This is a genomic window from Algimonas porphyrae, from assembly GCF_041429795.1.
Taxonomy (GTDB): Bacteria; Pseudomonadota; Alphaproteobacteria; order Caulobacterales; family Maricaulaceae; genus Litorimonas; species Litorimonas porphyrae.
In genome coordinates, this window is sequence record NZ_CP163424.1 from 1153129 (window position 1) to 1165203 (window position 12075).

Annotated in this window: 8 protein-coding genes and 1 pseudogene; 6 read left to right on the plus strand and 3 right to left on the minus strand. The window is 57.1% G+C overall.

Annotated elements, in window-relative coordinates; all coding sequences use genetic code 11:
• Positions 1-536: 536 nt before the first annotated feature.
• The 6 genes and pseudogenes from AB6B39_RS05620 to AB6B39_RS05645 all read left to right on the plus strand — a co-directional run bounded on the left by AB6B39_RS05620 (position 537) and on the right by AB6B39_RS05645 (position 9423).
• A complete protein-coding gene (locus AB6B39_RS05620; protein ID WP_284372722.1) occupies positions 537-1499 on the plus strand; it encodes a hypothetical protein in 963 nt (320 codons plus the stop codon).
• Positions 1474-2648, plus strand: a protein-coding gene (locus AB6B39_RS05625) for an IS3 family transposase (protein WP_284374395.1) whose coding sequence is annotated in 2 segments (ribosomal slippage) — positions 1474-1738 and positions 1738-2648 — 1176 coding nt in all. Because the reading frame shifts where the segments join, the coding sequence is not laid out codon by codon here. The genes AB6B39_RS05620 and AB6B39_RS05625 overlap by 26 nt, the downstream gene beginning before the upstream one ends.
• A 223-nt stretch (positions 2649-2871) precedes the next feature.
• Complete coding sequence (locus AB6B39_RS05630) at positions 2872-3564, plus strand: ImuA family protein (protein ID WP_284374368.1); 693 nt, start codon at positions 2872-2874, stop codon at positions 3562-3564.
• The gene (locus tag AB6B39_RS05635; protein ID WP_284374366.1) at positions 3506-5053 is read left to right on the plus strand and encodes a hypothetical protein; all 1548 of its coding nucleotides are present in this window, start codon (positions 3506-3508) and stop codon (positions 5051-5053) included. The genes AB6B39_RS05630 and AB6B39_RS05635 overlap by 59 nt, the downstream gene beginning before the upstream one ends.
• On the plus strand, positions 5053-8367 hold the full coding sequence (locus AB6B39_RS05640; protein WP_284374365.1) for an error-prone DNA polymerase: 3315 nt from the start codon (positions 5053-5055) through the stop codon (positions 8365-8367). Before AB6B39_RS05635 ends, AB6B39_RS05640 begins: the two co-directional genes overlap by 1 nt.
• A gap of 303 nt (positions 8368-8670) precedes the next feature.
• Positions 8671-9423 (plus strand): annotated as a pseudogene (locus AB6B39_RS05645) (integrase core domain-containing protein).
• 225 nt (positions 9424-9648) lie between these two features.
• On the opposite strand, the gene AB6B39_RS05650 reads toward AB6B39_RS05645, so the two are convergent.
• From AB6B39_RS05650 to AB6B39_RS05660, 3 genes are read right to left on the minus strand one after another with little or no spacing between them, the layout of a single operon-like run.
• Positions 9649-10230 carry a VOC family protein gene (locus AB6B39_RS05650; protein ID WP_284374363.1) on the minus strand — a complete coding sequence of 194 codons (582 nt, stop codon included), beginning with the start codon at positions 10228-10230 and terminating at the stop codon, positions 9649-9651.
• Positions 10231-10246: 16 nt separating this feature from the next.
• On the minus strand, positions 10247-10816 hold the full coding sequence (locus tag AB6B39_RS05655; protein WP_371398712.1) for a c-type cytochrome: 570 nt from the start codon (positions 10814-10816) through the stop codon (positions 10247-10249).
• A 41-nt stretch (positions 10817-10857) separates the two neighbouring features.
• A complete protein-coding gene (locus AB6B39_RS05660) occupies positions 10858-11844 on the minus strand; it encodes a chromophore lyase CpcT/CpeT (RefSeq protein ID WP_284374360.1) in 987 nt (328 codons plus the stop codon).
• Positions 11845-12075 lie beyond the last annotated feature (231 nt).

The window sequence follows — 12075 nt, forward strand, 5'->3', positions numbered from 1 at the left end:
CGCGGCCTGTCCTTAACCTGCCAAATGTTCGAATTGTGGACTTATCACACCTTGCGCTACTTGGGCTGCTTTTCCGCATTTTTGCTTTCCTGTCTCCCTGCACTGTTAATTTGCTATCTCGGTTTAATGCGGGGCGTCCTCAGAGGGCCGTGATTGTCCACCTCATCAGTTAAAACCTATAGTTTATAAAATTTCCATAGAAAGAAACTCGCGAACTGTCGGTGGTGTTGCGCGACGAATCCCGCGAGCATTAACGCCGTGCTAATGGCAACGCCGGGGATAACATGAATCTCATCGCGTCTCGTGAGTCGGTCTGCAGTTCGATAAGCCCGTCCAAGCTTCGCTCCGCCTGGTTTAGAAGATTTTCAGCTAGTCTTTTCGCTACGCTGTCCATGTCCCATGGCGTCGCGTCAGCCCAATTATCGCTTCCCGGCATTTCGCCTGCGTACACGCCGAGTTCAACAGCCTCGTCCTCTTTTGGTTCCCAGCAAGCAGCTGATTTCGATGTTGAACCCAACATCGAATGGCAGAAACATGTGTCAGATGATCATGAGCTTGGCGTGCTCGGCCATGATCTGATGGGGGACATGCTGGATTTCAACAGCGGCTCGGTCACTTTCGAGCATACGGATGTGGACATTCCAGGCAATAACGCGTTGTCAGTGTCGATCAAGCGACGGCTGACGCGCGGTATTCTCTATGACCAAGGCCAGAGTGCGAGTTTCGGTGACTGGGAAATCATGGCACCGCGCATTGTCGCGACGACTGCGCCGGGAACAAATTTCAGGATCCTCAATCGCTGTTCGGGAACTAATCCGTTTCAACCTATACAGCTGAACTACAATTTGGGTCCGGGACAGACCGATGCCAATACAGGTCTTCCCTACACATCCAAAACGTACCAGCCGCATGAATATACGCAAGGCATGGAAATCCAGACGCCGGAATATGGCGTTGAAAAGGTTTTGCGATCCGGGCTGACAGGAAACTTCGGTCCCTACACATCCAGCGACAAATTTGTCACGCGTAGCAACTTCAAGATTTCCTGCCTGTCCAACATTTCGGGCGGCGGCGAAGGGTTTCTGGCGAAATCGCCGGATGGGTTCACCTATCGGTTCGATCGCTTCTACGAGCGGCGGACACAGGACGATATCCTGTCCAATTATTACGAGCCGGATCAGGCACGATATCGCTCCATCATAGCGGCGACCGAAGTGACCGACGTGCACGGCAACTGGGTGAGATATGTCTATGATAGCCATAATCGCCTGAGCCGTATCCATAGCAATGATGGGCGGGAGATCACGCTGGCCTATCCCGGCATCGACGAGCCGATAAGTTCAGTCACGGCCAATGGCCGGACATGGACCTACCAGTACACGACACGCCAGCAGCGGTATGGCCTGCCCCCCAAAAAGTGGTTCATTTTGAGAGTTAGAGTTTTTGGCTATTTTGCGCTTGAAGGAGCACGATATGGCGAGGAAACGCTACACACCTGAACAGATCATCGCAAAGCTGCGTGAGGCCGATGTCCGGCTCGCGGCAGGCGAGGAGACCAAGGCGATCTGTCGATCGCTCGGCATTGCGGAGCAGACCTACTATCGATGGCGACGCGAGTATGGGGGTCTGAAGGTCGATCAGGCGCGTCGATTAAAAGCATTGGAGAAGGAGAACATGCGGCTGAGGAAGGCGGTCTCAGATCTCACACTCGATGCGATGATTCTCAAGGAGGCTGTTGAGGGAAAGTATTAAGCCCTTCACGTCGTCGGCTGGCCGTGGATCATGTGCAGGCAGCGCTCAAAGTCTCTGAGCGCCGGGCCTGTAAGGTTCTTGGCCAGCACCGCTCCACTCAAAGAAAGCTGCCTCGCCCAAGAGAGGATGAGGCAGCGCTCACCGCGGACATTATCCGCTTGGCAGAGCAGTATGGCCGGTATGGCTATCGCCGGATCACGGCGCTGCTGCGCCGTGAAGGCTGGACGGTGAATACGAAGCGGGTGGCACGCATCTGGCGACGTGAAGGGCTTAAAGTTCCACAGAAACAGCCTAAGCGTGGGCGTTTATGGTTTAACGATGGCTCCTGTATCCGGCTCAGGCCTCAGTACAAGGACCATGTCTGGTCGTACGACTTCGTCGCGGATCGGACCCACGATGGCACAGCCTTCCGGATGCTAACCGTAATCGACGAGCACACGCGAGAATGCCTCGCGATCCACGTTCAGCGCAGTCTGAAGCACGACGACGTTCTGGCTGTGCTGACTGATCTGTTCACTCAGAGGGGTCCACCGGGACACATCCGATCCGACAATGGCAGTGAGTTCACGGCTCAGGCTGTCAGAGACTGGTTGGGCCGTATAGGCGTGAAGACACTCTACATTGAACCCGGGTCACCCTGGGAAAACGGATATAATGAAAGCTTCAATGGGAAGCTGAGAGATGAACTCCTGAACGGAGAAATCTTCTACAGCCTGAAGGAGGCACAGATCCTGATCGAACGCTGGCGGCAGCACTACAACACCGTCAGACCACACAGCTCGCTGGGCTATCAACCACCGGCGCCGAAAACAGTCTTGCCTCGCCCTGTTGGGCTCCCCTACACTGCGTTCCGGTCCGCCCAACAGGGCGACCATAACCGCCAAGCTCTAACTTAGCGGGTGGATCACCTACAGGGGTCAGCTCACCATATATAGTTCTCTGAGGGCCGACTTCCGCGACTTAATGACGAGTTTATCCCCGAGGTTGCGATCGAAATCTCACCTCCGAAGCTAAAGTCCTCTGTGTTTCGGTTTACGACCAAAACTACTCACACCTTTATAGGACTTTATTCCTTATTCTGTTGACTAGATCACCTCAATGAGAACAAAGCACGAACTTATGTCAACCCTGCAGGACATAAGATCACAGATTGGCCTCGTTTCCGGACAGGACTTCCCGGCCAATGAAGACAGCATCCGGCTGGATTCCGCCGCGCCGATCGCCGCTGCCCGTGTCCATGAAGTGACGGGGTCTCTTCGCACATCCTTGGCCCTCGCCGTCATTGCAAAGTCAACGGGACGGATCTTCTGGGTCGCGATCGGGGGCCGGTCTCGGTCCCTCCGCGCCCGGGGCCTTCGCCCCTATGGCGACCCGGCGCACCTCATTCTCGTCGAGACCGCCAATCGCGACGAGACCCTCTGGGCGGCCGAACAAGCTTTGCGCTGCCGCGGGGCGGGTGCGGTCATCATCGACATCGACAAGGGACCGGACCTGTCCGAGAGCCGACGCCTGCAGATCGCCGCACAAGTCGGCGGCGGGATCGGCCTCGTTCTTATCCGACGCCACGCTCAGTCCTCGGCCTGCCAGACCCGATGGCATTGCGAGAGTGAAGAGGGGTCCGAGTACGACTGGGTGTGGAGCCTGACCCGCAACAAGCGCGGACGCCCGCGCGCCTGGTCCGTGCGGGGCGACCCGCCCGAACATCTCGTCCATCCGCCCGATCTTTGCCCTTCTCTGGAAAACCCACCCATCCATGCGCCCATCCGTTTCACGACGCACCCTCGCTCTCTGGTTTCCGGAGCTGCCGCTTGATCGGTGGCGGCGGCGCGAGGATCCACGTGTCTGGGGACCGTTTGCCGTGACGCGCAAGACCGGCAATGTGGAGCGGGTTGTCTGCGCCAATGATCTTGCACGCAAAGCCCGAGTGCAACCGGGCGCCACGGTCGCGGACGCTTATGTCGTCTGTCCTGACCTGCTGACAGAGCCGCAGGACGACATGCGTGAGTCTCGGCTTCTAGGCGCGCTCCATATCTGGGCGGATCGTTACTCGCCGCGTATCGCGCTCGATCCGCCTGACGGACTTCTCCTTGACGTCACTGGCTGCGCGCATTTGTTCGAAGGCGAGCAGCAGATGGCCGAACTTATTCTGAGGGAGACGGAAGACCTGACAGTCGTGACCCGGATTGGTATCGCCAACACGCTCCGGGCGGCGCGGGGGTTCGCGCGGCATGGTACGTCAACGATCACCATAACGGATCCCGACCGTGAGCATGCCCAGGTTGATGGCTTGCCCGTTGCCGCCTTGGATCTGAAGACATCTATCGAGACTGACCTGCGCCGACTTGGCGTCACCACGATCGGCGAGTTGCGGCGGTTCAAGTCCGCCGAGCTGGCCCGGCGCTTTTCCGTCCATCTGACGAGCGCGCTGGATGAGTTGCGCGGCCATACCCACGACGCGGTCGTTCCCAGCGCTGTCGTCCCGACCTTCGCCGCCAACATGACGCTGCCTGAGCCCATCGGCCGCCTTGAAGACGTGACCGGCATTCTGGAACGGTTGGCCGAGCGCGTTTGCCAGAAGCTTTGCGACAAGGGTTACACGGCTCGGGGCTTCCGGCTGACGGTCCGCTGCGTCGATACGGGCGACCATCATCTGTCCGTCGGCTTTGCCAGTCCGACCCGGACGGTTACGCCGATCCTGCGCCAGTTCGCACGGCCACTGGATCAGCTCAAGATCGAGTTCGGCGCGGACTGGATGCGGCTGCTCGCGCTAGATACTTGCCTCTTCAACCCGCACCAGATCGAGGCAGGCAATGCCGCCCAGGCGCAGCAGGAGGCCGTCGACCAGACGCTGACCACGCTCGGCAACCGGATCGGCTTCGATCGGCTGCACACGCCGCGCCCCGGACCGGGCCATACGCCGGAGCGCGAGATGATGTTCGCCCCAGCCGTCGATGCGCTCGACTGGACACCGCCCACGGACCTGACAACCTATCCCCGCCCCGAGATCGCGTTTGCGCCCGAGCGGGTGCGCGTCGACCAGCCGGGACGCGCACCCTACGCTTTCACCTGGCGACGGGACAGCTACCGCGTCGTGAAGGTCAAAGGCCCGGAACGGATCAGCCCGGTCAATTGGGACGACCCGCACTCCAAGTTCGAAGCGCGCGTGCGAGACTATTGGCGGGCTCGGACGGAATGCGGCCGGCTCTTTTGGCTGATGGTCTTTCCTCGGCACCCGGATGATGGCTGCTATGTCTGCGGCGAGTTCCTGCGCGAGCCCCGCCTTTCTCTGCTTCTCGCCTGATGAGCTATGTCGAGCTCGACATCACGACCAACTTCACCTTTCTGACGGGCGCGAGCCATCCGGCGGAGCTGGTCGAGCGCGCCCACGAGATCGGCCTGCGCGCGATCGGAGTTGCCGACCGCAACTCGCTCTCCGGCATCGTCCGGGCCTACTCGGCCGCAAGGGACGTCGGTCTCGACTTCCGCGTCGGCTCGCGGATTGTGACAGGTTGCGGGGCGGAGATGTTAGCTTACTCCAAAACCCGCTCCGGCTATGCCAAACTCGCGCGCTTGCTGACCGTCGGTAAGCGGCGGGCTGAGAAAGGCGACTGCCAGCTCGAGATGGCCGATGTCCTAAGTGGACTTTCTGAGACCGTTGTCATTCTGAAAGACCCTGTGCGGTCACAGAACTGGATCGATGATTTGGTCAGGGCCTTTGGGGCTGATTTTTATCTGGGTGTCTCGCCCTATTATGACGGCTGGGACGAGGACCGCTTCCGCATTGTCGCCGAGTTGGCGGCAATCAAGTCCGTGCCGCTCGTTGCGCTGGGCAATGTGCTGATGCACCGAGGCAATCGCCGTCTTCTGGCCGATACGCTCACCGCCATCCGGCTGAAGCGGACCGTCGATCAACTCGGCCAGCACGCGCTGCTGAACGGCGAACGCCGCCTGCGCTCCGAGCTGGAGATGCGGCAACTGTTCGCGGACTATCCCGATGCCCTGCTCAACACGCTGCGTATCGCGGACGCCTGCACCTTCCGACTGGACGAGCTGGAGTACCAATATCCGGACGAAGTGCTGAACGGCATCGATCCGGACACGCGGCTCCGCCAACTGACCGAAGAGGGGTTGCGTGGGCGCTATCCGGGCGGGGTGCCGCTCAAGTTGCGGGCCGTGGTCGAGAAGGAACTCGCGCTCGTCGCCAAGCTTGGCTACGCACCCTACTTCCTGACCGTCCAGGACATTGTCGGCTATGCCAGCGGGGACGGCATCCTCTGCCAGGGGCGGGGCTCGGCCGCCAACTCCGTGGTCTGTTTTGCGCTCGGCATCACCCATGCCAGCCCCGACCTCATCAACATGGTCTTCGAGCGGTTCATCTCTGATGTGCGCGGCGAGCCGCCCGACATCGATGTCGACTTCGAGCATGAGCGGCGCGAGGAGGTCTATCAGTATGTGTTCGGCAAGTTTGGCCGTCACCGCGCGGCGATCTGCTCGACCGTGCGCCATTACCGGTCTCGCTCGGCTTTGGGTGAAGTCGGCAAAGCGCTGGGTCTTTCAGAAGACAGTATCCGCGCCTTCTCGTCCAAGATCTGGGGGTGGCGCGACGGTGGTCTGACACCGGAGCGCGCGGCCTATGCGGGGCTGAACCCGGAGGCGCGCCGCATCGCGCTGACGCTCAAGCTTGCCAACGAGCTGATCGGCTTTCCGCGGCACCTCTCCCAGCACACGGGCGGACTCGTCATCACGAACGGCCGGCTGGACGAGCTCTGCCCCATCGAAAACGCGGCGATGGAGGACCGGACCATCATCGAATGGGACAAGAACGATATCGACGTGATGGGCATGATGAAGATCGATGTCCTCTCGCTCGGCATGCTGACCTGCGTCCGCAAGGGGTTCGAACTGCTGCGGCAATGGAAGGGCATCGATCTCGATATGTCGAACGTGCCGCAGGAGGATCCGGCCACCTACGACATGATCTGCGTGGCCGATACGCTGGGAGTTTTTCAGATCGAAAGCCGCGCGCAGATGCAGTTCCTGCCCAGGATGCGACCGCGCACCTTTTATGACCTCATCATCGAAGTCGCCATCATACGGCCCGGCCCGATCCAGGGCGATATGGTCCATCCCTATCTCAAGCGCAGACGGGGCGAAGAACCGGTGAAGTATGCGAGCGAAGCCCTCCGGCCAGCGTTGGAGAAAACGCTTGGTATTCCGCTCTTCCAGGAACAGGCCATGGAGATCGCGTCCATTGCGGCCGGCTTCTCGGCGAGCGAAGCCGACCACTTGCGCCGAAGCTTGGCCTCCTCATCGGGACCGGGACGCATCCAGATCCACAAGGATCGCTTTATCCAGGGCTGTCTCGACAATAGCTATGAGCGCGACTTCGCGGAACGGGTCTTCCGCCAGCTGGAAGGCTTCTCCGGCTACGGCTTTCCGCAGTCTCATGCCGCCAGCTTCGCGCTGATCGTATACGTGTCCTGCTATCTGAAGTGTCACCATCCGGAAGTGTTCGGCTGCGCCTTGCTCAACAGTCAGCCGATGGGGTTCTACGCGCCCGCCCAGATCGTGCAGGACATGCAGCGGCACGATGTGGACGTGCGTCCGCCCTGCGTGGAGGCGAGCTTCTGGGACTGCACGCTGGAGCCGGACGGCAATGGCAAGCTCGCCGTCCGGCTCGGTCTTCGCCAGATCAAAGGTCTGCCAGAGGAGGAAGCCAAGTGGCTCACAGCCTGCCGGGGCAATGGCTATCACTCGGTCGATGCCATTTGGCGTCGGGCGGGCCTGTCCTACCGCGCCCTTAATAAGTTGGCGCAAGCGGATGCGTTTGCCTGCTACGGCCTCAATCGCCGCGAAGCGCTCTGGCAGGTCAAGGCCCTGCCGCGCGGCGGCCCGCTGCCGCTCTTCTCGGAGTTCGGGGAAGGCCTGCCGAGCGGCGAGGTTGCGCTTGCGATCCTGACAGAAGCGCAGCAGGTCTATTCCGACTACGTCTCTAAGCGTCTGACGCTCCGGACGCATCCGGTCGAGCTGCTAGATAAACAGCTCGGCAACCGCATTCAGACCCAACATCTTCGCGACTACCCGGACGGGCGTCCCATCACAGTCTGCGGTCTCGTCGTCTGCCGTCAGCGTCCGGGCACGGCATCCGGCGTCGTCTTCCTCACTCTGGAAGACGAAGCGGGGACGTCAAATATCATTGTCTGGGGTAATGGAGTCTTCCCAAAGTTCCGGGCGGAAGTCATGGCGGGGCGACTGCTGCGCGTGTCGGGCAAGTTCCAGCACGAGGGCATCGTCACCAACGTCATCGCCGAACAGATTGAAGACTTGTCACATCTGCTGGACGGTATGGCGGGCGGCACCGAAGCCGAGCCTATCTACCCAGCGCATGACAATGCCGATCACGTCCGGTCACCGGTCCAGACATCGACTTCCATCGCGAGCGACAAAGCCGCCTCACATGTGCCGAAGCCCGTCACGACCGATCCCCTCGGTGCGGACCCGAAGACGGACCGGTCAAGCGACCGCAAAGACGTGACGGCCTACTATGCGCATGGGGCCGGCCGCCATCCGCGCAGCCAAGCGGCGAAGCTGTTTCCGAGCCGAGATTTTAGATGATAGTGTGTGCTTCAACTTGTTTGCCAAGCCTTCTGGCCTCCCAGGGAATTTCAGATAGTACTGTTCTCCTTAGTAAAAACGAGGAGAGCTAGACTGCAAGCAATACCATTTCCAATAGCAGAAATTACCGGCAGTAAAGATCCTGGGGGCGTGGAAACCACAGCACACACGGTTCGATAACGTCCTCTTAGGGTGAGTAGCTGATGAGAGGGCTCATTCGACTGTCGCATCAAGGTTGACGTGATGTGGTGAAAGTGGTCCGGTTTTGGTGTTAGTTTTGCAGCGGTTTCTTTGAAAAAGGAACTGGAGAATGGCCCTCCAAGAGGATTTCCTCGCTACGCTCAGGGCACAAGAACACGCAGACGTTATTCGACGGAGCAGATCGTCGCCGCCTTAAAGCAAGTGGAGCTGGGTCTGCCGGTCGCGGACTTGATCCGGTAGATGGGCATTACAGAATAGACCCACTAACGATGGAAGAAGAGGTATGCCGGACTTGAGTCTGATCAGGTTCGAGAACTCAAGCAGCTGGCGGATGAGAACGTACGGTTGATTAAGCTGATCGCCGAGCTGAGCTTGGACAAGGCCGTCCTTAGGACCATCCGGCCTGACGGCCTCCTAGATGTGTTCACCCGCGAGGCCATGGCGATCGAAGTGGGGTCGAGGCTTCGCGGTGAGAATGTGGCGAACGTCCGTAGGTCGCCTCGTCTACCTCTACGGCCCACCCGAGAGGGTATTTTGCGACAATGGCGCCGAGTTCACCGGACAGATCATGGGCTCTGGGCCTATACCCACAAGGTCAAAATGGACTTCTCCCGGCCTAGGGCGCCAACAGATAACGCGCACATCAAGTCGTTTAACGGATCGATCCGAGACGAGCTTCTCAATATGAACTGGTTCAGTTCGATTGCTGAGGCCCAACGTCTTGCTGAAGCTTCGCGACGGCACTACAATGAGAGCCGTCCTCACATGGGTCAAAATAGCCGAACGCCGCGAGAATTTGCAGAATTATCATCCCTGTGTCACAGAGATGATATGAAAATGGCCGCTGGATTCTAACCCTCCGCCTGGACCACCAGAACCAAGCACTTCATATCCGCCAAGCTCCTACTTAGCGGATGGATCACCTCACGGGGTCAGGTCATGACACATCATCAGAACAAACCTGCGCAGTGAAGAGAATATATAATATTATAGGATTGCCACTCTCAAGTCGTACGGGATGCATTCACCGATGGTGGAATTTCTGAAGAAAGACAGGTGAAATAATCTTTTGCCAAGTGTCTATTCTAGCATCTCATACATCTGCACCCTCATACCGTTAGGATCCAAGACTGTTAGAGTCATCGACCGGCCTGTCGCTGAGACCGCAAGAGGCACAATAAATAGAACATTATCGTTTCGCATTTTCTCTTCGATTAGGGAGATCCCCTGAACAGAAAAAGCGAAGAGGGGTTCGCCCGCATAGAGGCGACGCTTTAAATTGCTCGAATCTGCCCCGTCATCCAGAACGGCGACTTCGGCAAAATTCAATCCGGGATACGGGGTTTCAGAAGAAAAGCTATGTGGGACTAAAGCGGCATAATCGATCGCACCTTCAGCCATTCCAAAGACTGCCAGAGATGCGGGCTCATCAATTTTAGTTCGGCGCCGGACTGAGTAATTTAGATACTCTGTGTAGAAATAGATGCTTGCATCAAGGTCTCGCGTGACAAACGCTGTTCCCGAGAGATGGGACATAATCACAGGAGCATCTCCCGTTACAGGGGCCCGTTCGGTGTCGGGACTCTGGGCATAACTATGCGTGCCTGAGAATAAACCTGAAGCAGCGAAGAGCGCAGGAAGAATATATCGAATTCTACGCATGCACTAGCGTCCTGAATTACTGAGTAGCTTTTCTCAGATAGGCAATGACCGCAGTGCGGTCACTTTCTTTGGAAATACCCGCAAAAGCCATTTTGGTCCCACGGATATAGTTTGTGGGTCGTTCGATAAACGCGTCCAGAGTCTCATCGGTCCAAATAATGTCGGATTCTTCAAAGGCGGCGGAGTAGGTAAATCCTTCACGAGAGGCGATTGGTTGATCGAACATACCGTGTAAATTGGGACCAACTTTATGGGGGGCCCCAGGGTCGACCTCATGACAGGATCGACATTTAAGCCAGACAATTCGACCACGCTTCATCATGGCTTCAGCGTCAACGGATGTTGATTGTACTGACGCCCCCATCTGCTCATCCAAGCGCTCTATGGAACTCGGTTGTTCGGGAGTTTCAACCGCCTGCGCGCCATTGCTCTGAGGCTTTATGGTCTCCATAACGTCCGCAAGGCTCGGCTCTGGGTCAGTTTGGGATTGGGCCTCCGAAGACGCTTGCCCGCAAGCGGAAAGACCCAATCCTAAGGTACAGGTAGATACGAATAGAAGTCGAATAACGGCAAAGTTGAAACGCATATTGAAACGCTAGCCTTGTAGTTGCGCGGCGTAAGCCGGCATCATTGTTGATCTAAAACTGATTTGAGTTCGCGGAACTCATAACCATCACGGTGACAATTAAATCCAATCCCTCCCGATTGGACTCCAATGCGTCGAGACTCGATGTCGTTAACGGTATAGACAGAAGACCGATTAGCCCCGTCTGCCTTCACGCTAAAATAGATGAAGTCAGGACGTTCATCATAAAAGGGATATTCTTTTTCCCGCATCAGATAGGTGAAGCTCTGCCCGTCACTGTCTCTGACGACTGAAAACTCGCCTCCCTCTGAGTGAATGGATAAGCCTTTGACTTCTTGGGTCTGCTCTCGAAACTCCTGAAAGCTCAAACTCATGTCTTCAGGACGAAACGTGATGTCGCAAGTAAACCGGTCTGCTTTGCGCATTTTTGAAGGGCGGTTCGGCTTGTTCCCTAGGTAAAAACTGTCGTCCTTGAGCAAATACGTGCTGTCTACTCGCCAATAATCATTGTCTGACAACGTCATGTCATGAACCGAGTATCGGCGTTTTTCGCCTTCACCAAAGACACAGGCTTTCGGCTTCATGCCCCCAACAAACTGACCCGCTTCTCGAGTCCAAAAGACATCACATGTGTCGATAAAGAAAACATCACCTGCTGTTAGCCCGCCAAGGTTCTGCCCCCCTAGAGCAGCTTCTGTATCCTTGAAAAACCCTTGCTTCATCCGAATAGCGTTTGCTTCCAAGTCGGATTCGAAGGTTACGAAGCGCTGGCGAATGATCTGAGTGGGGTCATTGTCGATATATTCCTCGACATAAAAAACATGGTCTCCAAATTGCGGAAGATCCAGCCGCATATGCGTCGTGTGAATGCGTTTCGAACGGTCTTCTTCAGGAATATTGGCGGCGTCGAAGTTTTCAAACCAGACCTGTTCAGAGTTGTCGAACTCGCCTTCGAACCAATCTGTCAAAATTAAGAGATCTCTTTTGAAGGGGTCATCATAGGGAGCCGCCAAGGCAAGCGGGACCATACATGTTGAGCCCATCATACTCGCCAAAAGACACCATATCCCACGACTGGTTTTGACTTTAAGGTCCACTTAGCCCCCTCATCTCTTTCATGCATTTCTTCATACGTGCTTAATATTCGTCTATATGTAGATGAGTAGCGATAATTGACCTGAGACAAAAGCTACGTTCTTTATCCTGAGCGTACACATGACGAAATGACAAACCGTCGAACGTCATATCTACTGAAAGAG